This is a genomic window from Klebsiella sp. WP3-W18-ESBL-02, from assembly GCF_014168815.1.
GTDB classification, from domain to species: Bacteria; Pseudomonadota; Gammaproteobacteria; order Enterobacterales; family Enterobacteriaceae; genus Kluyvera; species Kluyvera ascorbata_B.
In genome coordinates this window covers 270111-295675 of record NZ_AP021972.1, presented here as the reverse complement: position 1 = coordinate 295675, position 25565 = coordinate 270111, and the positions used below count along the sequence as shown (strand labels likewise).

Genomic DNA, 25565 nt, shown 5'->3' with positions numbered 1-25565 from the left:
GGAAAGGGGAAAAGTATTCGCTACGAATGTGATCAGGCCAAATATTTACAAAAATATTTGGCCTGAATCATTTTATTGAGGAGGGCAATACGATTAGGCGTGGGCCTGATGCAACATTTCGGTTCGCGGCTGACGAATGGTGGTGGACAGCGCCAACGAGATAATCAGCAGAGCGAAAATCACGCAGAAGGTCACGTAGAAGCCGCCGAACAGGGAAGCAATCAGCGAACCGCAGATGCTGCCGATACCGAAGCCTAAGTAAATCACGCCGTAGTTTTTCGCCAGATTGTTCAGGCCGAAGAACTCGCTCACCAGCGATGGGAATACGGTGATAGTCCCGCCGAAGTTAAAGGCGACACAGGCGATAGCGGCGAAGAAAGTCACTTCATTGAGCGGAGCGAATAGCAGCGCCGCCATGCCCACCAGCGAGATAATCTGACCGATAGTAATCACGCGAATTCGTGCGATTTTATCGGACAGGATACCCAGCACCAGACGACCGCTGAGGTTAGCAATAGAGATGACGGTGACAGCATTTGCCGCAGTCGCCAAATCCAGATGAACCATGCCCTGAGCAATATCTTTCGCTACGCCAATGACATACAGGCCGCTCATGCAGGCGGTCAGGAACATAACTGCCAGCATCCAGTACTGTGGTTTACGCATGGACTCAGCCAGCGTAAAGTCGTTCGCCACCACGCCATTGCTGCTTTTCACTTCCTGATTTGGCGCATCTTTCATCAGCATCGCGCCGAAGACAATCATCACCAGCACAATCGCGCCCCAAATCATAAAGGTATTTTCCAGGCCGACGGTTGCCAGCAGGTGGCTATCGATAAATTTAAATCCGAGGCTACCCAGACCATACGCACCGATAGCAAAGGCGGAAATTAACCCTTTACGTTCCGGGAACCATTTCACGCAGTTGGAGAGCGTGAGCAGATAACCTGCACCGTCCGCCAGGCCAACAATGATCCCTGCGCTGAGCCACAGCATCATCAGGCTGTTCGCATGGGCAGTCAGGAAGAAGCCCACGCCTAACAGGATGCCGGAAGCAATGGTGACATTCTTCACGCCAAAGCGTTCTTGCAGTTTACCGGCAACGGAAGAGGACAGCGCCAGACCCAGGCTTAGCAAACCGAAAGAAAATGCCACCTGGCTGACCGACGCGTCCAGCTTGCTGGACAACGCGCTGTTAAACAGGCTCCAGGTATAAACGGAACCTAAGGCAAACTGAGTAATAATGGTGCCGAGCAATGTCAGCCAGCGGGTGTGATTTTGGGTTGCAGCGTTCATGATGAAGATGCCTTCTTGAATTAACTGCTGCTAACGATAACGAAGTTAGCATTTTCGCAGGTCCAAAAAGGCATGAAATGCATTCAGAGCGGAATAAAATGCATCAGCAGCGGAATGAATGACATTGAAAAAACAATTACTCCACTGAATATATCGCGTGTTTAAAAGCGCGCGCTAACGCCCATGGTATAAAGATAATTCGCCCCCGCCGCCATATTGTCCGCCTGCGACAACGCCGCATAGGCCGCCAGATGTGAGTTCAGTAACATGTCGGCCCCGACGGTCACATCAACCCAGTTACCGTCCTGCGTCGTCGTGGGCATCCGATTGAGGCCGGACTGCGCTTTCCACTGATTCTCGCCAAACTGCTGGTTGTAGCTGACCTGAGCCCACGGGCGAATGCCCAGCCACGGGTGCGAATCAACGCGCCACCCGAGCGTACTGACGCTCGCATGCCAGAGCGGATCGGTCTGGCTACCGGCATTCGCCGTATCGCCAAACTCATTCCACATATAGCCCGGCGATCCGTCATAGTGCCACGTCACAACCGGCCCGGTGGTCATGCTCTCGGTCAGCGGAAAATTCCAGCCAACGCTCATGGTTTTGGTCGCATCCAGCGGCGTCGTATCCGGAAGGTTCATATTCAACCCCGCGCCGGTTTGCACGGCTTCAATACGCTCAGCCAGAATGTCATCGTACCGCGGTTGGTGATCGCTATCCCATGTATAGCGCGCCGCAGTATTACTTTTCGCATCAGTCACGATATATTCCTGTTGCCAGGCATTCGCATGTGGTGATAGTAACATCCACACGAAAACCGACGCTGGCGCAGCACATCGCCAAAGGCCATTGCATTTCTTATTATTCATTAAGTGACTCCAGAAAAGAGCCAGTTTTGGCAGTTATTGTTATGTTTTTAGGGATAAAGCGCCCTGTATTAACTATTGTCGCTTTATGAGCGACGTCAAGAGCAGTACAGAGTTTTATTATCAGACATGCGTGAATGACAAAAAGGGAGAAGCACATGCAGCGCTGTGGTTGGGTAAGCCAGGATCCGCTTTATATTGCGTATCACGATAACGAGTGGGGCGTCCCGCAAAGAGACAATCAAAAACTGTTCGAGATGATTTGCCTGGAAGGCCAGCAGGCCGGGCTTTCCTGGATAACCGTGCTGAAAAAGCGCGAAAACTATCGTCGCGCCTTCCACGATTTCGACCCGGTAAAAGTGGCCGCCATGAGCGAAGAGGACGTCGAACGATTGGTACTGGACGCCGGTATCATTCGCCATCGGGGAAAAATTCAGGCCATTATCGGCAACGCGCGCGCCTTCCTGGCGATGGAAGCTCACGGTGAATCCTTTAACGACTTCGTGTGGTCGTTTGTCGATAACGCGCCCATCGTTACTCAGGCGGCGACGCTTGGCGAAATCGCCACCTCAACGCCGGCGTCAGATGCGCTATCAAAAGCGCTGAAAAAACGCGGTTTTAAATTTGTTGGCACCACCATCTGTTATTCCTTTATGCAAGCCTGCGGGCTGGTCAACGATCACGTGACCGTCTGCTTCTGCCATCCTGGAGTTCAGCATGATCAGAAAATGGAACACTGACCAGTTCGATCCCTTGCTCACGCTGTGGCTGGACAGCACCACCTTTGCGCACCCGTTTATCCATACGCAGTACTGGCAGGAGAGTTTAAGCCTTGTGCGCGATACCTACCTTCCCGCAGCCGAAACCTGGGTGTGGGAAGAGGGGCCTCGCTTGCAAGGGTTTATCAGCGTGATGGAGTCGCGTTTTGTCGGCGCGCTGTTCGTTGCCCCGGATGCCATCCATCGGGGAATCGGCCGGGCGCTGCTCGATGTCGTCAAGCAGCGCTTCTCCGACCTCAGTCTTGAGGTGTACCAGAAAAACGGTCGGGCGGTGAATTTCTACCACGCGCAGGGTTTTCGTATTGAAGACAGCGCCTGGCAGGATGAGACCCGACATCCCACGTGGATCATGCGTTGGCAGGCGGATCAAACGCCGTTAGCGTAAGCGCCGGGCCATCATATTTCTCAATCCACGCCAGCGCGGTATTCCCTGCGCAGCCGTTCCCCAGCCGTGAGCTGGGGATGTCTTTCGTCAGCACGTTAACCGCCCCATTCTTACAAATGCCGCCCGCCTCCGGCGCGAAGTCGGGCCACGCCCCTTCGTGCAGGCAGATGACGCCGGGTTTGATGTCTTCACTCACCGCAGCCCCCGCCAGCACCTGGCCACGGGCGTTCCACACGCGCACCAGGTCGCCATCGCGAATCTGCCGCGCCTGCGCATCCTGTGGATGCAGCGTAATCGGCTCGCGCCCGGCCACCGCGTAACGTTCACGCAGGGAAGTATGATTAAGCTGACTGTGCAGGCGGTGCGCCGGATGCGCCGACAACAGCTGTAGCTGCCCAGGCTGCGCGTTACCGTGCCATTCATCCGGTGCCAGCCACATTGGGTGCGGCGGACAGTCGGAGTACTGGAAGCTAGCAATACGCTCAGAGTAAATTTCGATTTTCCCGCTCGGCGTTTTCAGCGGGTTAGCCAGCGGATCGGCGCGGAAATCGCTAAAGCGCACAAAGGCGGCATTCTGCGCGTTTTCCGGCATTTCAATCAGTTCATTATCCTGCCAGAAGCGCTCAAACGACGGCAACGTTACCCCCATGGGTGCACCGCGCTGCCCGGCGATGTTGTAGAACGTTTCCAGCCACTGCAAATCATTCTTGCCTTCGGTAAAGCGCGCCCGGCCGCCCGATTCCCAGCGCTCGCTCAGTTCGGCAAAAACCTCAAAATCGTCTCGCGCTTCATCACGCGGTGCCACCACACGCTTCATCGGTACCAGATGCTGGTTGCTGTAATCTCCGGTCATGGTCAAATCGTTGCGTTCGAACGAGGTCGTCGCCGGCAGCACGATATCGGCATGTCGGGCCGCCGCCGTCCAGTTGCATTCGGATATCACCACCAGCTCGGGCTTCTGCCAGGCGCGAATCAGCCGGTTGGTATCCTGATGATGGGTAAAGTTAGCGCCGCCCGCCCACCAGACAAAGCGGATATCCGGGAAGTGGCGATCCATGCCGTTATGCTGATACGGCGCGCCGGGGTTTTCCAGCGCCTCGACGATACGCGCCACCGGGATTTTATCGACGGCATCAACGCCGCCTTTCACGGTGCCCTGCATCGATGCCAGCACCGCCGCGCGCCGTGTCGGGTTGCCGCCGTTTGCAAAGTGATAAGAGAGGCCAAAGCCACCGCCCGGCGTACCAATCTGGCCCAGCATGGCGGCGAGCGTCACCAGCATCCAGTGCTTCTGTTCGCCAAACTGCTGGCGCTGCATTCCCCAACCGGACATCAACATCGTGGTATTTTTATGAAAAATATCCGCTAGTTCGCGAATTTTATCCGCGCTAACGCCGCAAATCGCTGCCGCCCACTCGGCGGACTTCGCCTCACCGTCTTTTTGACCCAGCAAATAATCGGCAAACGTCGGGAAACCGGTGGTACACCGCGATAAAAACTCGGCATCGTGCCAGTTATTGGTCAAAAGCGTATGGGCGATGCCCAGCATCAGCGCCACGTCCGTGCCCATATGCGGCGCAATCCACTCCATCGATTCACCGAAAAAGGCGACGGTTTCCGATCGCATCGGATCGATGCAGATCAGGCGTTTACCGCTGTGCCGCAGCTGTTCAAAATAGGGCAGCCCCTGCTCGTCGGAAGCATTCCAGGCAATTTTCAGCGTATTCATTGGGTTGGCGCTCCAAAGCACCACCACATCGGTATGTTCGAGCACCATCGGCCAGCTGGTTTGCTGTTGATAGACCTCATTGCCACCGACCACATGCGGCATGATCGCCTGTGCTGCGCCGGTGGAGTAGTCCCCCAGATGGCCGGTGTAGCCGCCAGCCAGGCTCATATAACGCTGAAGCAGCGTCGCCGCCTTATGCAACACTCCGTTGGAACGCCAGCCGTATGATCCGGCAAAAATCGACGCCGGCCCGTAACTTTCGCGAATACGGCGGTGCTGGCGATCGATCAATGCCAGCGCGTCATCCCAACTGACCCGAACAAACTCATCCTGCCCGCGTATGCCCTGCGGGCTCTCCGGCGAGGCGAGAAAACCCTTACGTACCATCGGATAACGCACGCGGGTTTTGCTATGCACCTGGTCGCGTACCACGCTTTGCAGCGAGTTGGTAAACGAAGTCTGTAGCGCACCGCGTGAGGCGAGCACCTGCTCGCCGTCGGTGTCGACAAGAATCGGGCCCCAGTGGGCAGCGGTTAAAACGGTATAGGGAGAAGATGGCGTAGACAAATGAGCGCTCCTGCAGGTGGCGTCGGTTATATATTGCGCCGTTCAATGTTACTTACAAATTTCAGAGAGTTCCCAAGAATTTTCGTCTGTTTCGCACGTCATAATGACGCGCCACGGTCGCTGTGGCGAAAAATAAGAACGTCATTAAGGAATTAAGATGAAAAAACGTGTATTTGCGATTGCTGCCATCGTCAGCGGCGCGCTGGCAATCTCAGGCTGTACCACCAACCCTTACACCGGCGAGCGCGAAGCGGGTAAATCCGGCATCGGCGCGGGCATTGGTTCACTGGTCGGCGCAGGCGTCGGCGCCCTTTCGTCGTCGAAGAAAGATCGCGGTAAAGGCGCACTGATTGGCGCGGCAGCAGGCGCTGCGCTCGGCGGCGGCGTGGGTTACTACATGGACGTGCAGGAAGCGAAGCTACGCGAAAAAATGCAGGGGACCGGCGTCAGCGTCACCCGTAACGGTGACAATATCGTGCTGAATATGCCGAACAACGTCACCTTCGACAGCGCTTCCGCCACCCTGAAACCGGCGGGTGCCAACACGCTGGTTGGCGTGGCGATGGTGCTGAAAGAGTACGAGAAAACGGCTGTCAACGTCATCGGCTATACCGACAGCACCGGCAGCCAGCAGCTCAACATGAAGCTGTCTCAGCAGCGCGCCGATTCGGTGGCCAGCTCGCTGATTACCCAGGGCGTAGCCGCTACACGCGTACGCACCTCCGGTATGGGCCCGGCGAACCCTATCGCCAGCAACAGTACCGAAGAGGGTAAAGCGCAGAACCGTCGCGTGGAAATTACCCTAAGCCCGATGCAGTAATGCCATTGCCGGGCGGCCATGCCGCTCGGCAAAATGCTTGATTAGCCAGATTTTCGCGCTAAGGTGTTGTCACTTTCAGGCGAGAGAACACTCATGGCAAAATCAGCGCGACCTACCATCAGCGATGTGGCGAAAGCCGCGAAAACCGGCAAAACCAGCATTTCCCGCTACCTCAATGGCGAAAAGCACCTGCTTTCCGACGCGCTGCTGGCACGTATTGAAGCGGCGATTGCCGAGCTCGACTATCGCCCCAGCCTGATGGCTCGCAGCCTGAAGCGCGGCCGCACCCGCCTGATTGGCCTGATTATCGCCGACATTACCAACCCTTATTCCGTCAACGTGCTCAGCGGTATTGAAGCCGCCTGCCGTGAAAAGGGATTCACCCCGCTGGTGTGTAATACCAATAACGAGGTTAACCAGGAGCTGCATTATCTTGATCTGCTGCGCAGCTACCAGGTCGAGGGGATCGTCGTGAATGCCGTCGGCATGCGGGAAGAAGGGCTACAGCGCCTGCAACAGTCCGCACTGCCCATGGTGCTTATCGACCGTAAAATTCCTGATTTTGCCTGCGACGTCGTCGGGCTGGATAACGCCCAGGCCGCCACAACCGCCACTGAACACCTGATTGAGCAAGGCTTTGAAGCCCTGCTGTTTCTCAGCGAACCGCTGGGCACCGTCAATACCCGCCGCGAACGACTCAGCGCCTTCCGGGCAACGCTGGCCCGCTACCCAGGCGTCGTGGCAGAAAACGCCGAAGTGCCGCTTGCCGAGAACGCACAGTTGGATAACACCCTGCGTCAGTTCCACCAGCAGCACCGCGGCATGCGTAAAGCCGTGATATCCGCCAACGGCGCGCTCACGCTTCAGGTGGCCCGCTCGCTAAAACGCATCGGCCTGAACTGGGGCAGCGATATCGGCCTGCTGGGGTTTGATGAGCTGGAGTGGGCAGAGCTGGCGGGCGTCGGCATTACCACCCTCAAGCAGCCCACCTGGCAAATAGGCTATGCCGCCGTCGAACAGGTCGTGCGCCGCATTGAAGGTGGCGCAGATGCTATTCATGAGCAGGTTTTTTCCGGTGAACTGATCGTTCGCGGATCGACTGCACGTTAATCTTCCTTCGTGATAGAGATCATAAATTCAACACAGCATGATTTTCTTTGGAACCGATTCCATTTAGCGTATTAGACATAGCGTTAAATTCGGAGTACCTATGCAAAGAAAAATTATGGTGGTGACCGCCGCGTATGGCCATGACGCCGTCCGCGCGGCCGGTGGACAAGGGGCAATGCTGCCGGTCATCGCCGATGCCGGGGCCGACGGCGTTGAAATCCGTCGCGAACTGTTGACCTCCGCCGAGCTTCAATCACTCCCAGCCCTGGCCGCCGCCATCGCCTCATCCAACCTGACCGCCTGCTATTCCGCGCCCGAAGCGCTGTTTATGACCGACGGTACGCTCAACCCCCAGCTTCCGGAATTACTGCGCGAAGCCACAACGCTGCGCGCACAGTGGCTGAAAGTATCGCTCGGCCACTTTAGCCACACATGGCAGCTCAGCACGCTGCGCGACTGGCTGGAGAGCAGCGGCATGAAACTGGTGGTAGAAAACGATCAAACCCCCTGCGGACGGCTGCCGCCAATGCAGCGCTTTAGCGCCGCTTGCCACACCCAGAAGCTGCCAGTGCAGCTCACGTTTGATATGGGTAACTGGCTGTGGGTCGGCGATTCCCCGGAAGCCGCCGCTGAACAGCTGGCGCCGTCAGTCGGCTATATCCACGTCAAGGCCGCGATCGCGCACCGCGACAGCTACCGGGCCGTACCGCCCGATACCGCCGATGCCCGCTGGCTGGCGTTACTGAATCAGTTACCCATCGACGTGCCGCGCGGTATTGAGTTCCCGCTGGAAGGGGACAATCTGACCGCCGTGACGCGCCGCTATGTTGAATTGTTACGTAAGGAGTAAGCGATGAACCCTTCTCTGGATGTCATCACCATCGGCGAAGCGATGGCCATGTTTGTCGCCAGGCAGACCGGCGATTTAGAGGACATTGAACAGTTTATTAAGCGCGTTGCCGGGGCCGAACTTAACGTCGCCACCGGGCTGGCGCGCCTTGGGTTGAAGGTAGGCTGGGTCAGCCGCGTGGGCAACGACAGTTTTGGCCGCTTTGTACTCAATAGTCTGCGTAAAGAAGGCATTGATGCCTGCGCCGTGACCGTCGACAGACAGCACGCAACCGGCTTTCAGCTAAAATCCAAAGTCGAAAATGGAACCGATCCCATTGTAGAGTATTTCCGTAAAGGCTCGGCGGCAAGCTACCTGTCGGTTGAGGACTACAACGAAACCTACTTCGCCAGCGCTCGCCATCTGCACCTTAGCGGCGTGGCGGCGGCCCTTTCCGCCAGTTCCTATACGCTGCTCGACCACGCTGCGCGCACGATGAAGGCTCAGGGTAAGACCCTCTCCTTCGACCCAAATCTGCGCCCGGTGCTATGGAAGAGCGAAGCAGAGATGGTCGAAAAACTCAACCAGCTGGCCTTCCAGGCCGACTGGGTTCTACCGGGATTGAAAGAGGGCATGATCCTGACCGGGAAACAAACCCCGGAAGGTATTGCCGATTTCTATCTCCACCGCGGCGTGAAGGCCGTCGCCATTAAAACCGGCGCCGACGGAGCCTGGTATAAAACCGTCGACGGCGAGCAGGGTCACGTAGCCCCCGTCAAAGTCGACAACGTGGTTGACACCGTTGGCGCTGGCGATGGTTTTGCCGTTGGCGTGGTCAGCGCGTTGCTCGAGGGGCGCACGCTGCATCAGGCCGTGGCTCGCGGCAACAAAATTGGCGCACTGGCGATTCAGGTTCAGGGCGACAGCGAAGGTTTACCCACCCGTGAAGCGTTAGGCGAATAACGTCACGTTACGATAACAGCCCCCCCTGTACCCTACATGCAGCGGCGGCGAAGCGACAATAGAGGCAGGCCTATGAACAGCTCAACAAACGCAGCAAAACGTTGGTGGTACATCATGCCGATCGTGTTTATCACGTACAGCCTGGCGTACCTTGACCGCGCGAACTTCAGTTTCGCCTCCGCAGCCGGAATTACCGAAGATCTCGGCATCACCAAAGGGATCTCTTCCCTGCTGGGCGCCCTCTTCTTCCTCGGCTACTTCTTCTTTCAAATCCCCGGCGCTATCTATGCCGAACGCCGCAGCGTACGCAAACTGATCTTTACCTGCCTGATTTTATGGGGCGTTTGCGCTTCGCTCACCGGCATGGTGACCAACATTCCGGCGCTGGCGGCGATTCGCTTTGTTCTGGGCGTCGTGGAAGCCGCCGTTATGCCCGCAATGCTGATTTACATCAGCAACTGGTTTACCAAATCCGAACGTTCGCGGGCCAACACCTTCCTGATCCTCGGGAACCCCGTCACCGTACTGTGGATGTCGGTGGTGTCAGGCTATCTGATTCAGGCGCTCGGCTGGCGCGAGATGTTTATTATCGAGGGCTTCCCGGCCATTATCTGGGCCTTCTGCTGGTGGGTGCTGGTCAAAGACAAACCATCGCAGGTCGGCTGGCTGAACGCATCGGAAAAAGCGGCACTGCAGGCCCAGCTGGAACAAGAACAACAGGGTATTAAAGCGGTACGCAACTACGGTGAAGCCTTCCGCTCACGCAACGTGGTTCTGCTTTGCATGCAGTACTTTGCCTGGAGCATCGGCGTATATGGTTTTGTACTGTGGCTGCCGTCAATCATCCGCAGCGGCGGCGCAAACCTGGGTATGGTTGAGGTCGGCTGGCTCTCTTCCGTACCTTACCTCGCCGCGACGATAGCGATGATTCTGGTGTCCTGGGCATCCGACAAACTGCAAAATCGTCGACTGTTCGTCTGGCCGCTGCTGCTGATCGCTGGCTTTGCGTTTATTGGCTCCTGGGCCGTTGGCGCAGACCATTTCTGGATCTCTTATAGCCTGCTGGTGATCGCTGGCGCGGCCATGTACGCCCCGTATGGCCCGTTCTTCGCCATCATTCCGGAGATGCTGCCGCGCAACGTCGCGGGGGGCGCGATGGCGCTAATCAACAGCATGGGGGCGCTGGGCTCGTTCTTCGGTTCCTGGTTCGTTGGCTATCTCAACGGTGCCACCGGCAGCCCATCTGCATCATACATTTTTATGGGGGTGGCGCTTTTCGCCTCAGTATGGCTAACTCTTATTGTTAAGCCTGCTAATCATCAGCCGCTGCCCGTTGGCGCACGCCACGCTTAAACTTTTAACTTACGGAGATTCGCATGAAGCCGTCTATTATTCTCTATAAAGCGCTACCTGACGATTTACAGCATCGCCTGGCAGAACATTTTACGGTCACCCAGGTACCGAACCTGCGCCCGGAAACGGTCGCGCAGCATGCGGAGGCTTTCGCCAACGCGGAAGGTTTGCTGGGCTCTAGCGAAGCCGTCAATACCGCCTTGCTGGAGAAAATGCCCAAGCTTCGCGCAACGTCCACCATCTCCGTGGGTTACGATAACTTTGACGTCGAGGCCCTGAACGCTCGCCGGGTGCTGCTGATGCACACGCCGACGGTGCTGACGGAAACCGTGGCCGATACGCTCATGGCGCTGGTGCTCAGTACCGCCCGCCGCGTGGTTGAAGTGGCGGAGCGCGTGAAGGCCGGCGAGTGGACAAAAAGCATCGGTCCGGACTGGTTTGGCACCGACGTGCATCATAAAACGCTGGGTATTATCGGCATGGGCCGCATCGGCATGGCGCTCGCCCAGCGCGCCCACTTTGGTTTCAACATGCCGATTCTCTACAACGCGCGCCGTCGTCACGAGCAGGCGGAAGAGCGGTTTAACGCCCGCTACTGCGACCTGAACACGCTGCTGGATGAAGCGGATTTTGTCTGCCTGATCCTGCCGCTGACCGACGAAACGTACCACCTGTTCGGCGCCGAGCAGTTTGCGCGCATGAAGTCTTCAGCCATCTTTATCAACGCCGGCCGCGGCCCGGTGGTGGACGAGAAAGCGCTTATCTCCGCGCTGCGTAACGGTGACATTCATGCCGCAGGGCTGGATGTCTTCGAGCAGGAGCCGCTGCCTGCCAGCTCCCCGCTGTTGAAGCTGCCGAACGTTGTTGCGCTGCCGCATATCGGGTCCGCGACGCATGAAACCCGCTACAACATGGCGGCCTGTGCGGTGGATAACCTGATTGATGCGCTGCAAGGGAAGGTAGAGAAGAACTGCGTGAATCCGCAGGTTGCGGGATAAAACAAAACAGCCCGGCGGGTGCCGGGCTGCCATTATGGCTTATTTGGTCGCGTTAACCGCCGCCGTCCAGGCCTGGCTAAAGGCCTGATGCTGTGCGGCCAGCGGGCCAATCAGCGCATTGTACTGGCTTGCCTGCTGTGAGGTCGGGAACTGAATGCCGTTGGCCACAAAGCTCACCTGTGTGCCCTGCTGAGCCACAAAATCGCCCACCTGCACCAGCTGCTGTGTGAACACCTGCGCGGCTGGGATCAGCGGCTGCAGCGCGTCGGCCGGGCCGGTAACCACTTTGCTGTAAACCTGGTCGAAGACCGGCTTCAGATCGTCTGCCTGCTTCAGCGCGGCGTGCGCAGCATCTGCCTGCATTTTGGCATTTTGCAGCTGCTGGCTCAGTACGCCCAGCGAACCATTTGCCTGACGCAGCGGCTCGCGCTGGGTCATGTAATCCTGCGGTACGCGAATGGCGTTAACGCTATCCACCACCGGACGCAGACCCGCGTCCATTGCCTGGCTCACCTGCTGTGAATAGCCATAAATGACGGCGTAGTCGGAAACAAACGGCCCGAACTGTTTTTTCTGGTCAGCCGTCAGCGTTGGCAGGCGTTCACCGCCGCGCATTACCGTATTCTGCAGGAAATCGACGAATGCTTTACGCTGATCGCCTTCCTTATCAAAACACCCACTCAGGCTAACAACCATCAATAACGCCGCAACAGGCGCAAACCAGCGAGAGCAGGACTTTCCTGTCGCCATTTTCTTACTCCTTCAGCCAAAAAAAGCGCAAACCGGCACACGCGTGCCTAACGCTGACAAGGATAGTCCAGAGCCGCGCCGCAAGATACCTTTTTCATACGTTCTGCCGCGCTTCCGTTGAAATGTTAACAAGGTGTTGCATCCATCACATTTATCGCAATGCGATCATGCAAGAAAAGAGGAACTAACGTAATGATATTCATCTTTTTTTAGCTAAATCATCGCGACAACAAAAACGGAGCGAACGATAATCGCACACTTCCGCCCGGCGGCACGTTGTGGGAAGGCCCGCTAAATGATTTGATTGAATGAACGATTAACGACAATACGTTCGATAATCGCCCAAAACCTCAATACCTGTGAGAGAGACAAGAGGATAAATCCCGCTCTCTCGCCTCGCTTAGCAGGAATTACCGCATGACAACACAGACAACAACGGATATTCAGGCTTTTATCAACCGCCATCCCTTCTCAAAGTACCAGTGGATGATTCTGGTGCTGTGCTTTGTGACCGTCGCTATGGATGGATTTGATACCGCCATTATTGGTTTTATCGCCTCCGATTTGATCCAGGAATGGGGGGTACAAAAATCCGATCTCGGCCCCGTGATGAGTGCCGCGCTGGTCGGCCTTGCCGTGGGCGCATTAACCGCAGGCCCAATGGCCGACCGCATTGGCCGTAAAAAGGTGCTGGTCCTGTCAATTCTGGTCTTTGGCGGCTTCAGCCTGATCACGGCCTTCGCCACATCGCTGACGCAGCTGACCGTCCTGCGCTTCTTAACGGGCCTGGGGCTCGGCGCCGCGATGCCGAACGCCGCCACGCTGATGAGTGAATATGCTCCGGAGCGCCGCCGCGCGCTGCTGGTGAACCTGATGTTCGTCGGGTTCCCCATTGGTTCATCAATGGGCGGCTTTGTTTCAGCATGGCTGATTCCACACTACGGCTGGCAAAGCGTGCTGATTCTTGGCGGCGTGATGCCGCTGGCGCTGGCCGTGGCGCTGATCTTCCTGCTGCCGGAGTCCGCTCGCTATCTGGCGGTGAAGAACAAATCTCAGCAACAGATTGCGCGGATTTTACGCCACATCGCCCCTCTGCCGGATAACACGCACTTTGTATTGCAGGAAACGGGTCAGGTCAAAGAGCAGTCGGCGCTGGGCGTCATCTTCTCGCCACGCTATCTGGTGGGCACCATTATGCTGTGCCTGACCTACTTTATGGGCCTGCTGATCTTCTATCTGCTGACCAGTTGGCTGCCGCTGTTGATTCGCGAAACCGGCGCAACGTTGAGCCAGGCTTCGGTTATTACCGCCCTCTTCCCGCTGGGCGGCGGCATTGGCGTACTGGTGCTCGGCGCGCTGATGGACAAAATTAACCCGAATAAAGTGGTGGCGGTGGGCTATTTGCTGACCGGCGTCTTTGTCTGCCTGGTGGGCTTCTCAACCAGCAGTCTGGTATTAATGGGCGTAATGGTGTTTATCGCCGGCACCATCATGAACGGCGCACAGTCATCCATGCCGGCGTTGGCCGCCGGTTTTTACCCGACTCAAGGGCGCGCCACCGGCGTTGCCTGGATGCTGGGCCTGGGTCGCTTCGGCGGGATTCTCGGCGCCTTCAGCGGCGCTTTCCTGATGCAGGCCGAGCTCTCCTTTAAGACTATTTTCGCGCTGCTGGCTATTCCTGCCGTGCTGTCAGCTATTGCGCTGATGATCAAGCACGCGGCGAGTAAACGGCAGACGCTTCAGGGTGCCAGCGGCCCGTCGTCGCTGCCAAAAGCGGCACAAAAAGTGTAATGCCACGCCCCGGCAGGCCCGCTGCCGGGGCGCTATGACGCTTTTTTACAAAGCAGAGATTTCCTTAAATTTTATTTATATATCATGATATTAAACAAAATTACCACCGTAAGCGCACCCGTTGCATAGCCGGATGGGCACAGATAACGTTTGCTTTTGAGCCCGGAAGTATGCGTTAATGATTCCACGGTTTGACATACAGACCACAAAGCAGTTGAGTAAAGCAGTTCCCTTCAAGGTTATCCATTGGTACCCCTCGTAGCGACATTTCCTTTACGCTTTAAATTCTGTAAAGCATGCCATATCGCCGTAAGGCTCAATTAATTTTTAAAGGTAATTTCTATGTCCGGTAAAATGACTGGTATCGTAAAATGGTTCAACGCTGACAAAGGCTTCGGCTTCATCACTCCTGACGATGGTTCTAAAGACGTGTTCGTACACTTCTCTGCTATCCAGAACGATGGCTACAAATCCCTGGACGAAGGTCAGAAAGTTTCCTTCACCATCGAAAACGGCGCTAAAGGCCCGGCAGCTGGCAACGTAACTTCTCTGTAAGTTCACGCCGCTAAAAATTCGAAATCCCTGCCTTACGGCGGGGATTTTTTTATTTATAACGCCGTAAAAATCCAGCCGTTCTCCTGCCACGTCAGACTATGCGTCAACTTCAACGCCTGTAAAAACGCCTCATCGTGCGACACCACCAGCATTGCGCCGGGAAATCCGACTAGCGCCGCTTCAATTGCCTGAACGGATGCCAGATCGAGATGGTTGGTCGGCTCGTCCAGCAATAACAGTTGCGCCGGTTCCCGACGCCACAGCACGCAGGCCAGCGCGGCTTTTAAGCGTTCACCGCCGCTCAATGCCGCCAGCGGTAGATTGACCTTATCGGCGTCGAGCCGAAGCTGGGCCAGGCGGGTACGCAGCTCCCCCTCCACTAACGGCGAATCGCCTGCCCTCAAATGCCCCATCACCGATTGCGATAAATCCAGCTGTGTAAGATGTTGATCGAGCCAGGCCGCGCTGACCGACAATCGGCATTCGCCGCAGAGCGGTGATTCAATGCCCATCAGCGTTTTCAGCAGCGTCGTTTTGCCGCAGCCATTCGGGCCGCGCAGCGCCACTCGCATCGGGCCATCCAACCGCAAGGTGAGCGGGAACGCCGACGAATGCGCTAAACACAGCTGCTCAGCCACCCATATCTGCTTGCCCGCCGCGATACGGCCTCCTGGCAAGGTAAACAGGATGGGCACATCTTCTTCCACGCGTTCCCGCGCCTGTGCTACCGCATGATTTAGCGTCGCGTTTTGCTCCCGGTGCTGAGTGAGCAGCGTCCCTGGCCGCTCGCGCGCCGCGCCTTTGTACTTCACACGCTCAAAAGAGGCGATGTTCAGGCTATCGACGGTCCTTAATGTTTTAGCCGAGCGCCGCTGACAATCGTCATGTTCCTTTTGCATCCGCGCCCGGACGCGGCGTCGTTCAGTTGCAGCATGGCTGAGCGCGGCCCGTGCCGCGGACTGTTCGGCATCGCGCTGCTGCTGATAATCCGCATAGCTGCCGCCGTAGCTACGTAGCGCTGAGGGGGTCAGCTCGAGAATGCGCGGCATCCGCCCGAGCAGCTCGCGATCGTGGCTGGCAATCAGCGCCCCGCCTCGCCAGCTTTCCAGCTGCCGATAAAGCCATTCGCGCCCGCCGCTATCAAGATGGTTAGTCGGCTCATCCAGCAGTAAATACGCCGCATCGGAGGCAAACGCGGCGCAGAGCAACGCTTTCACCCGTTCTCCGCCGCTCAGAGAAAGCGCTGGCCGCGCGGGGTCAAACTCACCCAGCCCTGCGGCCAGAAACGCTGCGTTTAATCGCTCAGGCAGTTCCCAATAACCGTCCAGGCATTCAATATCATCAGCCAGCGCGTGGCCTGCAGCGAGACGCTGTAAAGCGGAAAAAATCGCCTCATAGCCAAGCAACATTGCCAGCGTCATCTCTGCGGACACCGCATGCTGCTGCGCCACATACGCACAGGAGGAAAGTGGTTCAATATGACCAGAAGAAGGACGGTCTTTCCCCGCCAGCAGACGTAGCAGGCGGGTTTTACCCACGCCGTTGCGTCCGACAAGACCGCACGGCGAGGGGGCCAGCGAGACGTTCAGTGGGCCAAAAAGGGTATCGCCCGTCGCAAACTGACAGGTGACCTGATGCAAAATAAAAGCGGGGGATTGCGCACAGTGGGCCATAAGCACTCCTGAATGAAATCAATAGTTCCCCTGCGAGCGGCAAGCGCCCAGCAAGGATTCGAATTCAGCAGGTGTGTTTGTCCATTTTCAGTGTGCCTCAGTAAGACGAGGGGTTCGTCGCGGCAAAGCTTAAACGCATTGTTGGGCGTATTTCAAGGCTATTTTTTACGCATTTTATGCCTGGCGCAACGCCAGGCCTCAAAGCGACAAGGCCTGACAAGCGCGGGCTTGATGAAGCAACCCGTTGATAGCAGGTTCTTTTTAGCAAGATGCTGCCCGGGTAAAGCGAATCAGGATTTCACTCTTTTTCCCGATTCATCGACCACCTGTTCACCATCTTCTTTGGTGAACGCGCCCTGCTGCGGCTCAGGTAAGATCTCCAGCACAACCTCGGAAGGACGGCACAGTCGGGTGCCCAGCGGCGTCACGACAATCGGGCGGTTGATCAGGATCGGATGTTCAAGCATATAACCGATCAATTGTTCATCGGTAAACCGATCTTCAGCCAGGCCGAGTTGTTCATAGGGTTCCACATTCTGGCGCAGCAGCGCGCGTACCGTTATCCCCATATCGGCAATCAGCTTAACCAACTCATCGCGGGAGGGCGGCGTGTCGAGATAATAAACAATCTTCGGCTCATTGCCGCTGTTGCGGATCATCTCCAGCGTATTCCGCGACGTGCCGCAGGCGGGGTTATGATAGACAGTAATCATGCTCATACAGTATCTCATTACAAAGTGACGGAGAGCCGCAGCGCCAGTGCGACCAGGGTGACAAAGAGAACCGGCAGCGTCATGATGATGCCCGTGCGGAAGTAATATCCCCAGGTAATCTTCATGTTTTTCTGCGCCAGTACGTGCAGCCACAGCAGCGTAGCCAGGCTGCCAATCGGGGTAATCTTCGGCCCCAGATCGCAGCCAATAACGTTGGCATAGACCATGGCTTCTTTGATGACGCCGGTCGCGGCGCTGCCATCAATCGACAGCGCACCAATCAACACCGTCGGCATATTGTTCATCATTGACGACAGAAATGCCGTAATAAAGCCGGTTCCCAGCGTGGCGGCCCATAGGCCATGCTCGGCCAGTACGTTCAGCACCCCAGACAGCCACTCCGTAAGCCCCGCATTACGCAGCCCATAAACCACCAGATACATGCCGAGCGAGAAAATGACAATCTGCCACGGCGCCCCACGCAATACCTTTCCGGTATTAATCGCGTGGCCGCGCTTCGCGACGATAAACAACGCCGCGGCGCCTACGGCGGCAATTGCGCTGATGGGAATCCCCATCGGTTCCAGAATAAAGAACCCAGCGAGCAGACACAGCAGCACCACCCAGCCCATCTTAAACGTCGCGGGATCTTTAATCGCGCTGGCCGGCGTCTTCAGCAAAGCAACGTCGTAGGTCCTGGGGATGTCCCGGCGGAAGAACCAATGCAGCATCCCCAGCGTGGCAACAATCGCCGCGATATCCACGGGCACCATCACGGAAGCGTACCGGGTGAAACCCAGGCCAAAGAAATCAGCCGAGACGATATTCACCAGGTTAGAGACGATCAGCGGCAGGCTGGCCGTATCCGCAATGAACCCCGCGGCCATCACAAAAGCCAGCGTCGTACCCTGGCTGAAGCCTAGTGCAAGCAGCATGGCAATCACGATAGGCGTTAGAATCAGCGCCGCGCCGTCGTTCGCAAACAGCGCCGCGACGGCCGCGCCGAGTAAGACTATCCAGGTAAACAACAAACGCCCGCGCCCCTTACCCCAGCGCGAGACGTGCAGCGCGGCCCATTCAAAGAAACTGCACTCATCGAGCAACAGGCTGATCATGATGACGGCAATAAATGTCGCCGTAGCGTTCCACACAATGTTCCAGACAACGGGAATATCGTCGATATGAATCACGCCCGTCGCCAGCGCGAGGACCGTCCCAATGCTTGCGCTCCAGCCAATGCTCAGCCCTTTTGGCTGCCAGATGACCAGCACCAGCGTCAGTAGAAACAGACTCCCTGCCAACAACATTTCACACCCCATTCACATATGATTATATATATATGTACTATTCAGCCTTAGCAGGAAGAATAATCCGACGTCACCCGTCGTTTACGTACGTCTTCACGCAGGCACTGCCAGGCGGTTGAGATGACGTCTGCCGCCCAGGCAGGCATATGCGGAGACAATCGGTAATAAACCCATTTTCCGTCCCGACGGTCCATAACTAACCCAGCCCCGCGTAAAATCGCCATATGCCGGGAAATTTTCGGCTGTGATTCCGAGGTGGCACCGCAGATATCACAAACGCACAGCTCGCCCGACTCTCTCAGTTGCATAAGGATCGCAAGACGGGTTTCATCCGCCAGGATTTTGAAAAGTTGAACCGGTTGTAGCATAGCTGACTCCGTTATCGTCACCACACATATATGTTAATACAGATATGTTAATTACAAAAGTGTCTATTTGCGAACACAAAAAAGGACCGGGTATACCTCTGCACCATAAAAAAACCTGCCCGAGGGCAGGTCTTTTATTTACCGCGTTTCGCTTACTGCAGCAGGGAAATATCTGCTACCTGCAGGAACAGCTCGCGCAGTTTCGACAGCAGAGTCAGACGGTTGATACGCACGTCTTTATCTTCTGCGTTCACCATGACGTTCTCGAAGAACTCATCCACCGGCTCGCGCAACGAGGCCAGTTCGATCAGCGCATCCTGATAGCGACCTTCGGCGAAGTACGGCTGCAGCTTATCGCGCAGAACGACGAGGTTGCCCGCCAGCTTAATTTCTGCCGCTTCTTTCAGCACGGAAGCATGAACAATATCGTTCAGCGTTTCGTCAGATTTCGCCAGGATGTTAGACACGCGCTTGTTAGCCGCTGCCAGCGCAGACGCTTCTTCCAGGGTACGGAAGTGGGACACCGCTTTCATACGGGCATCGAAGTCTGCCGGACGCGTCGGACGGCGCGCCAGCACCGCCTGGATGGTATCGACGGTGTAACCTTCATCCTGATACCACGCGCGGAAACGGCCGAGCATGAAGTCGATAACGTCATCCACCACTTTCGCGTTGGTCAGCTTGTCGCCGTACAGACGCACCGCTTCTTCGGTCAGCGTTTGCAGATCCAGGTTCAGGTTCTTCTCAACGATGATACGCAGCACGCCCAGCGCGGCACGACGCAGCGCGAACGGGTCTTTATCGCCTTTCGGATGTTGACCGATACCAAAGATACCCGCCAGGGTGTCCATCTTATCGGCAATCGCCAGCGCGCACGCTACCGGGTTAGACGGCAGATCGTCACCGGCAAAGCGCGGCTGATACTGCTCGTTCAGCGCGACCGCAACATCTTCCGCTTCGCCATCATGGCGCGCGTAGTGCATCCCCATCACGCCCTGAGTGTCGGTGAACTCGAAGACCATGTTGGTCATCAGGTCGCACTTAGACAGCAGGCCAGCGCGGGTTGCGTGGTTCACATCAGCGCCAATCTGACCGGCAATCCAGCCCGCCAGCGCCTGAATACGGTCAGTTTTGTCGCGCAGCGTGCCCAGCTGTTGCTGGAACAGCACGGTTTGCAGACGTGGCAGGTGATCTTCCAGACGTTTTTTACGGTCGGTATTGAAGAAGAACTCGGCGTCGGCCAGACGTGGGCGAACCACTTTCTCGTTACCGGAGATGATCTGGGTCGGATCTTTCGATTCGATGTTGGCCACGAAGATAAAGTTCGGCAGCAGCTTGCCCGCGTTGTCGTAAACCGGGAAGTACTTCTGGTCGCCCTTCATGGTGTACACCAGCGCTTCCGCCGGCACCGCAAGGAATTTCTCTTCAAACTTCGCAGTCAGTACCACCGGCCATTCAACCAGCGAGGTGACTTCTTCCAGCAGGCTTTCGCTCAGATCGGCAATGCCGCCAATCTTACGCGCTGCTTCTTCCGCATCGGCTTTAATTTTGGCCTTACGCGCTTCGTAGTCAGCCACCACCATGCCGCGTTCCAGCAGAATCTGCGGGTACTGATCGGCATTGTCGATAGTGAACTCCGGCTCGCCCATAAAGCGATGGCCGCGAATCACGCGGTCAGACTGAATGCCAAGGATGGTCGCAGGAACGACTTTCTCACCCAGCAGCAGGGTTACGGTGTGAACCGGACGCACAAAGTGCACGTCGTTCGCGCCCCAGCGCATCAGTTTCGGGATCGGCAGCTTAGAAAGCGAGTTGGCAATCATGTTCGGCAGCAGCGCTTCGGTGCTTTCGCCCTTCACGTGTGCGCGATACAGCAGCCATTCGCCTTTGTCAGTGGTCAGACGTTCGGCCTGATCGACGGTGATACCGCAGCCGCGCGCCCAGCCCTCAGCCGCTTTGCTCGGTTTGCCTTCGGCGTCGAACGCCTGGGCAATCGCCGGGCCGCGTTTTTCAACTTCACGATCCGCCTGCGCGGCCGCGAGATTTGCCACTTTCAGCGCCAGACGGCGCGGGGCAGCAAACCATTCAACTTTACCGTGCGCGAGGCCCGCGTTATCGAGCTCTGCGGTCACGTTTGCCGCGAAAGATTCCGCCAGGTTGCGCAGCGCTTTTGGTGGCAGCTCTTCAGTGCCGATTTCCACCAGAAAAGTATTCTCAGACATGGCCGCCTCTTATTTATTCTTGTTGCACATCGGGAAGCCAAGGGCTTCACGGGAAGCGTAGTAAGCTTCTGCCACTGCTTTGGTCAGGGTGCGAATGCGCAGGATGTAGCGCTGACGCTCGGTGACGGAGATGGCTTTACGCGCATCCAGCAGGTTAAAGCTATGGGCAGCCTTAAGAATACGCTCGTAGGCAGGCAGCGGCAGCGGGTTTTCCAGCGCCAGCAGCTGCTGGGCTTCTTTCTCATACTGCTCGAAGCAAGAGAACAGGAAGTCGACGTCTGCGTATTCGAAGTTGTAGGTGGATTGCTCCACTTCATTCTGATGGAACACGTCGCCGTAGGTGGTTTTACCCAGCGGGCCGTCGCTCCAGACCAGGTCGTAAACGCTGTCTACGCCCTGAATGTACATGGCCAGACGTTCCAGACCATAGGTGATTTCACCGGTGACCGGCTTGCACTCAAGGCCGCCGACCTGCTGGAAGTAGGTGAACTGCGTCACTTCCATACCGTTCAGCCACACTTCCCAACCCAGACCCCAGGCACCCAGCGTCGGGTTCTCCCAGTTGTCTTCCACGAAGCGAATGTCGTGGATGGTCGGATCCATACCCAGCTCTTTCAGAGACCCGAGGTACAGCTCCTGGATGTTATCCGGAGACGGTTTAATCACGACCTGGAACTGATAGTAGTGCTGTAAACGGTTCGGGTTTTCGCCATAGCGGCCGTCGGTTGGACGGCGGGACGGCTGCACGTAGGCGGTCGCCATCGGCTCCGGCCCCAACGCACGCAGGCAGGTCATTGGGTGAGAGGTGCCCGCGCCAACTTCCATGTCCAGTGGTTGAACAATGGTGCAGCCCTGACGAGCCCAGTAATCCTGTAAGGTCAGGATCAGGCCCTGGAAGGTCCTGGTATCAAACTTTTGCATATGATTTCGTGCTGGATACGTGTGGATTTAAAGGAAGGAGTCAGTATACCCGCTGGCTGCGAGATATACAGTATGAAACGGGGTTGTTTAGGGAAAATTGGGAAAAACAGGCCGGATTTTGCCGATCCGGGGCCTGTTTTAGCGCATTGACAGGTGTAAAAAGCCGCCGTCTGCATCAAAGGAGCAGACAAAGCTTTCATTGCGCGCCGTGTAGCCACGCAGCTCATAGCTGCCCTGAAAACGTTCAAACCCGGTCACGTCAATTTTCTGCGCCGCCGTATTATAGCGCGCCGCGGCGTTGTCCTTGCAGAGTTGTTCCATGGTGAGCGAACGCGCAGGATTGATTTTTGCACTCTGCGTTTTTTGGGCCACCGGCGGCTCGACCGACGAACACCCTGCCAGCAGAATAAACGCCAGCACAAGAGGGAGAGACTTCATCATCATCATTATTTATCTTACCGGGCTGTTATTTTAGGCTGTACCCTTTCACACCACCGCATTGTGCGAATCTCTCCGCAGCGCCACAAGTGCAGGGTGCAAAACTCAGAATTATCCAGTGAAATAGCGCCAGAAGCGGCGGGTCTGATTTATATATAGCGGAAAATAGGGCATCTGATGCAAGAAAAAATTAGCTGGATTGATAACTTACGCGGCATTGCCTGCCTGATGGTGGTGATGATCCACACCACCACCTGGTTTATTACCCATCCGCACGACATCAGCCCGCTCAGTTGGGATTTCGCTAACGTCCTGAACTCCGCCTCTCGCGTCAGCGTTCCGCTCTTTTTTATGATATCCGGCTACCTTTTTTTTGGCCCACGCAGCGCGCAGCCGCGCCATTTTCTGCGTATTGCGCTGTGCCTGCTGTTTTACAGCGCTATCGCCCTGTTATTCATTACCGCCTTTACCCCAATCAACGTCGAAGCTTCGCTGAGGAACCTGCTGCAAAAACCGGCGTTCTATCATCTGTGGTTCTTCTTCGCCATCATCGTCATTTATCTGGTGTCACCGCTGATTGGTGTGAAAGCCGTTAGCGGCAAAATGCTGCTGGCGCTGATGGTCGTTCTGGGGATTGTCGCAAACCCGAATATGCCGCCGCTGAAGGCTGACGGCGCAACCTGGCTACCGGTGAATCTGTATATCAACGGCGACACGTTCTATTACGTGCTTTACGGCCTGCTGGGCCGGGCGCTGGGTATGATGGAAACGAACCGAAAAAGCCTGACGTGGATCTGTGGGCTGCTGTTTGCCGCGGGCGCATGGATGATTTCTCGCGGTACGCTGCACGAGCTACAGTGGCGCGGCAACTTTGGTGACACCTGGTACGTGTACTGTGGCCCAATGGTCTTTATCTGCGCGACGGCGCTGTTCGTGGTGGTTAAAAACACGCTGAATCATCGCGTATTGCCGGGTCTGGCGCTTATTTCCCGCCATTCTTTAGGTATTTACGGTTTTCACGCCTTTATCATTTACCTGCTGCGCGCCTGGAATCTCGATCTCAAAAGCTGGCCAGCGCTGGATATTCTATGGGTATTTACGCTCACGCTGGCCACAAGCCTGCTGCTCTCGATGGCGCTACAGCGCGCTGATAGACGCAGACTTGTCAGCTAGGTGACGGCAGATTCGGCTGCGGCCACATCGCCGCGCCGTACATACAGGCAAACCATGCCGTCACGATCGGCGCTTTGTGTATCAGCGCCAGCGGCATATTCCAGACGCCGACCAGCAGCAGCCCACAGGCGAGCAGCAGCACCATCCGGCACAACGCAGCAAAGCGCGCTTGCGCGGCTTGCCGGTGGGCCACAACGGCAAAAAACCCGAGGATCAGCATCGCCAGGAAATAGGCCCGATCGTCCAGCTGCGGGCAGCCGCGCCAGAGACAAGCCAGATATAACAGAATGCCACCGTTCAGGGCCAGGCGAGGCGATGTAAAGATAGTTCGCATGATGCATCTCCTTATATCAACACCGCCATTATCCCCTGCCGCCAGTTTTTAACATCAAGGCAACACGGCAAAAGCGGCAGTTTCGGAATACATCAAGGTGGGCCGCATCCACACCTGGCCGGCGCGGATGCGGGATAACGTCAGGACATGAGCGGCAGTAAGTGCTGATAAATCTGACGGAATGTCTCGCGCTGCGGCGCATATTGCGTGAAACGTTCGGCATTCGGGCGATGCTCCTGCTCCAACGCCAGCTGCGGCAGCAGATCGGCATAGGGGCGATCGCGGTGAACGGCCAGCTGTGCCAGACGCGCGGCGCCCAGCGCCGGGCCAACGTCACCGCCGGTTCGATAATCAAGCGGCTTACCGCAGATATCCGCCAGCATTTGTCGCCAGTAGGCGCTGCGCGCGCCGCCACCGATAAGCGTAATGCGGTCAGGCTCAACGCCGCAGGCATGCACGACGTCCATACCGTCAGCCAGCGCAAAACCAACGCCTTCCAGTACCGCGCGCGCCAGCTCGGCCGGGCCATGCTGATGGGTCAGGCCAAAGAACACGCCCTTCGCCTGCGGGTTATTGTGCGGCGTGCGTTCACCAGAAAGATAAGGCAGAAACCAGACCGGCTCGGCGCTGGCGTTGGCGCTTTCCGCCGCCGCGATCAATGCAGGCACCGTTCCCAGCCCGGTGAGTTTCGCCGCCCAGTCCAGGCAGGATGCCGCGCTAAGCATCACCGACATCAGGTGCCAACGCCCCGGTAACGCGTGACAGAAGCTATGCACCGCGCTCTCCGGCTTGCTGAGAAACCCTTCGCTGACGGCAAAATAGACGCCGGAGGTGCCCAGCGACAGCATTGCCTGGCCTGCATTCGCCATCCCAACGCCTACCGCGCCGGCTGCATTATCGCCGCCGCCGGCCACCACCGGCACCGTCGGCATATTCCAGGCGCTGGCGACCGACGCCAGCAGTTGTCCGGTCACCTCGCAGCCCTCAAACAAGGCGGGCATGTTATCGCGCGTCAGCTGACAGGCGGCGAGCATCTCGTCGCTCCAGTCGCGCTTCGCCACGTCCATCCACATCGTACCCGCCGCGTCTGACATATCGCTGGCGAAATCGCCGGTCATCCGCAGACGCAGATAATCTTTTGGCAGCAGGACTTTATCGACCTGACGGAATGTCTCCGCTTCATGGCGCTGCACCCACAGCAGTTTCGGCGCGGTAAAGCCCGGCATCATCAGGTTGCCGGTAATCTGACGCGAAGTGGGCACCTGCGCCTCCAGCCGTTGGCACTCTTCAGCACAGCGGCCATCGTTCCACAAAATTGCCGGGCGCAGCACACGCTGCTGCTTGTCTAACAGCGTGGCGCCGTGCATCTGCCCGGCAATGCCCAGGGCCTTCACGCCCTGCAAGCTATGCTGCTGGCCGAGCCCTTTCATGGCGCGATCCGTCGCCTGCCACCAGTGCTCTGGATCTTGTTCCGACCACAGCGGGTGCGGACGAGAAACCGTCAGTTTTTCCGTTTGCGAGGCCAGCACGCGGCCCTGCTCATCAAGCAAAATTGCCTTTACGCCAGACGTTCCGAGATCTATGCCGATATACATCGCAACTGCTCCTTTAGGGGGTACGATGCC

24 protein-coding genes are annotated in these 25565 nt (G+C 56.9%); 11 read left to right on the top strand and 13 right to left on the bottom strand.

All coding sequences use genetic code 11. From position 1 onward, the window contains the following. Positions 1 to 93: 93 nt before the first annotated feature. Both H7R56_RS01465 and H7R56_RS01460 read right to left on the bottom strand, forming a co-directional pair. Entirely contained in the window at positions 94 to 1296 is a 1203-nt protein-coding gene (locus H7R56_RS01465) for an L-lactate MFS transporter (protein ID WP_106925018.1), read from the bottom strand. A 161-nt stretch (positions 1297 to 1457) separates the two neighbouring features. Beyond that, positions 1458 to 2165: an autotransporter outer membrane beta-barrel domain-containing protein gene (locus H7R56_RS01460; RefSeq protein WP_106925017.1), complete on the bottom strand. Its 708-nt coding sequence runs from the start codon at positions 2163 to 2165 to the stop codon at positions 1458 to 1460. 155 nt (positions 2166 to 2320) lie between these two features. Here H7R56_RS01460 and tag point away from each other — a divergent pair, with 155 nt between their 5' ends. Then, the gene (tag, locus tag H7R56_RS01455) at positions 2321 to 2902 is read left to right on the top strand and encodes a DNA-3-methyladenine glycosylase I (RefSeq protein WP_106925016.1); all 582 of its coding nucleotides are present in this window, start codon (positions 2321 to 2323) and stop codon (positions 2900 to 2902) included. After that, a complete protein-coding gene (locus tag H7R56_RS01450; RefSeq protein ID WP_106925015.1) occupies positions 2880 to 3326 on the top strand; it encodes an N-acetyltransferase in 447 nt (148 codons plus the stop codon). Before tag ends, H7R56_RS01450 begins: the two co-directional genes overlap by 23 nt. Here H7R56_RS01450 and H7R56_RS01445 read toward each other — a convergent pair. Further along, on the bottom strand, positions 3289 to 5622 hold the full coding sequence (locus H7R56_RS01445) for a molybdopterin guanine dinucleotide-containing S/N-oxide reductase (protein WP_106925014.1): 2334 nt from the start codon (positions 5620 to 5622) through the stop codon (positions 3289 to 3291). The genes H7R56_RS01450 and H7R56_RS01445 overlap by 38 nt on opposite strands. Before the next feature lie 157 nt (positions 5623 to 5779). Between H7R56_RS01445 and H7R56_RS01440 the strand changes: the two genes are divergently transcribed. From H7R56_RS01440 to ghrB, 6 genes are all read left to right on the top strand, one after another. Further along, the gene (locus H7R56_RS01440; RefSeq protein WP_106925013.1) at positions 5780 to 6442 is read left to right on the top strand and encodes an OmpA family lipoprotein; all 663 of its coding nucleotides are present in this window, start codon (positions 5780 to 5782) and stop codon (positions 6440 to 6442) included. A gap of 93 nt (positions 6443 to 6535) precedes the next feature. Beyond that, the gene (locus H7R56_RS01435; protein ID WP_106925012.1) at positions 6536 to 7552 is read left to right on the top strand and encodes a LacI family DNA-binding transcriptional regulator; all 1017 of its coding nucleotides are present in this window, start codon (positions 6536 to 6538) and stop codon (positions 7550 to 7552) included. 100 nt (positions 7553 to 7652) lie between these two features. After that, positions 7653 to 8402 (top strand): sugar phosphate isomerase/epimerase family protein, encoded by a 750-nt coding sequence (locus H7R56_RS01430; RefSeq protein WP_106925011.1) that lies wholly within the window; start codon positions 7653 to 7655, stop codon positions 8400 to 8402. Positions 8403 to 8405: 3 nt separating this feature from the next. Continuing rightward, positions 8406 to 9344, top strand: coding sequence for a sugar kinase (locus H7R56_RS01425; protein ID WP_106925010.1), 939 nt, complete (start codon positions 8406 to 8408; stop codon positions 9342 to 9344). 72 nt (positions 9345 to 9416) lie between these two features. Then, entirely contained in the window at positions 9417 to 10697 is a 1281-nt protein-coding gene (locus tag H7R56_RS01420) for an MFS transporter (RefSeq protein ID WP_106925009.1), read from the top strand. Positions 10698 to 10720: 23 nt separating this feature from the next. Next, the gene (gene ghrB, locus H7R56_RS01415; RefSeq protein WP_106925008.1) at positions 10721 to 11695 is read left to right on the top strand and encodes a glyoxylate/hydroxypyruvate reductase GhrB; all 975 of its coding nucleotides are present in this window, start codon (positions 10721 to 10723) and stop codon (positions 11693 to 11695) included. A gap of 39 nt (positions 11696 to 11734) precedes the next feature. On the opposite strand, the gene H7R56_RS01410 is transcribed toward ghrB, so the two are convergent. After that, positions 11735 to 12445 (bottom strand): DUF3053 domain-containing protein, encoded by a 711-nt coding sequence (locus H7R56_RS01410; protein WP_106925007.1) that lies wholly within the window; start codon positions 12443 to 12445, stop codon positions 11735 to 11737. A gap of 417 nt (positions 12446 to 12862) precedes the next feature. On the opposite strand from H7R56_RS01410, the gene H7R56_RS01405 reads away from it, so the two are divergent. Both H7R56_RS01405 and cspA read left to right on the top strand, forming a co-directional pair. Further along, positions 12863 to 14236: an MFS transporter gene (locus tag H7R56_RS01405; protein WP_106925006.1), complete on the top strand. Its 1374-nt coding sequence runs from the start codon at positions 12863 to 12865 to the stop codon at positions 14234 to 14236. A gap of 342 nt (positions 14237 to 14578) precedes the next feature. Further along, positions 14579 to 14791 (top strand): transcription antiterminator/RNA stability regulator CspE, encoded by a 213-nt coding sequence (gene cspA, locus H7R56_RS01400; RefSeq protein WP_035893107.1) that lies wholly within the window; start codon positions 14579 to 14581, stop codon positions 14789 to 14791. A gap of 53 nt (positions 14792 to 14844) precedes the next feature. Here cspA and H7R56_RS01395 read toward each other — a convergent pair whose 3' ends face one another. The 7 genes from H7R56_RS01395 to H7R56_RS01365 all read right to left on the bottom strand — a co-directional run bounded on the left by H7R56_RS01395 (position 14845) and on the right by H7R56_RS01365 (position 22439). Continuing rightward, on the bottom strand, positions 14845 to 16464 hold the full coding sequence (locus H7R56_RS01395; RefSeq protein WP_106925005.1) for an ABC-F family ATP-binding cassette domain-containing protein: 1620 nt from the start codon (positions 16462 to 16464) through the stop codon (positions 14845 to 14847). Positions 16465 to 16754: 290 nt separating this feature from the next. Beyond that, on the bottom strand, positions 16755 to 17183 hold the full coding sequence (gene arsC, locus H7R56_RS01390) for a glutaredoxin-dependent arsenate reductase (protein ID WP_106925004.1): 429 nt from the start codon (positions 17181 to 17183) through the stop codon (positions 16755 to 16757). Positions 17184 to 17194: 11 nt separating this feature from the next. Continuing rightward, positions 17195 to 18484, bottom strand: coding sequence for an arsenic transporter (locus H7R56_RS01385; RefSeq protein ID WP_106925003.1), 1290 nt, complete (start codon positions 18482 to 18484; stop codon positions 17195 to 17197). Between the two features lie 47 nt (positions 18485 to 18531). Continuing rightward, the gene (locus H7R56_RS01380) at positions 18532 to 18852 is read right to left on the bottom strand and encodes a metalloregulator ArsR/SmtB family transcription factor (RefSeq protein ID WP_106925002.1); all 321 of its coding nucleotides are present in this window, start codon (positions 18850 to 18852) and stop codon (positions 18532 to 18534) included. Positions 18853 to 19004: 152 nt separating this feature from the next. Beyond that, entirely contained in the window at positions 19005 to 21074 is a 2070-nt protein-coding gene (glyS, locus tag H7R56_RS01375; protein WP_106925001.1) for a glycine--tRNA ligase subunit beta, read from the bottom strand. 9 nt (positions 21075 to 21083) lie between these two features. After that, entirely contained in the window at positions 21084 to 21995 is a 912-nt protein-coding gene (glyQ, locus tag H7R56_RS01370) for a glycine--tRNA ligase subunit alpha (RefSeq protein ID WP_004126458.1), read from the bottom strand. Between the two features lie 138 nt (positions 21996 to 22133). After that, a complete protein-coding gene (locus H7R56_RS01365; RefSeq protein ID WP_106925185.1) occupies positions 22134 to 22439 on the bottom strand; it encodes a YsaB family lipoprotein in 306 nt (101 codons plus the stop codon). A 171-nt stretch (positions 22440 to 22610) separates the two neighbouring features. Between H7R56_RS01365 and H7R56_RS01360 the strand changes: the two genes are divergently transcribed. Then, positions 22611 to 23606, top strand: coding sequence for an acyltransferase (locus tag H7R56_RS01360; protein ID WP_106925000.1), 996 nt, complete (start codon positions 22611 to 22613; stop codon positions 23604 to 23606). Here H7R56_RS01360 and H7R56_RS01355 read toward each other — a convergent pair. Together H7R56_RS01355 and xylB are read right to left on the bottom strand one after the other, a co-directional pair. After that, a complete protein-coding gene (locus tag H7R56_RS01355; RefSeq protein WP_106924999.1) occupies positions 23599 to 23940 on the bottom strand; it encodes a hypothetical protein in 342 nt (113 codons plus the stop codon). The two genes, H7R56_RS01360 and H7R56_RS01355, sit on opposite strands and share 8 nt — an antisense overlap. Before the next feature lie 140 nt (positions 23941 to 24080). Further along, positions 24081 to 25535, bottom strand: coding sequence for a xylulokinase (gene xylB / locus H7R56_RS01350; RefSeq protein ID WP_106924998.1), 1455 nt, complete (start codon positions 25533 to 25535; stop codon positions 24081 to 24083). Between the last annotated feature and the right edge of the window lie 30 nt (positions 25536 to 25565).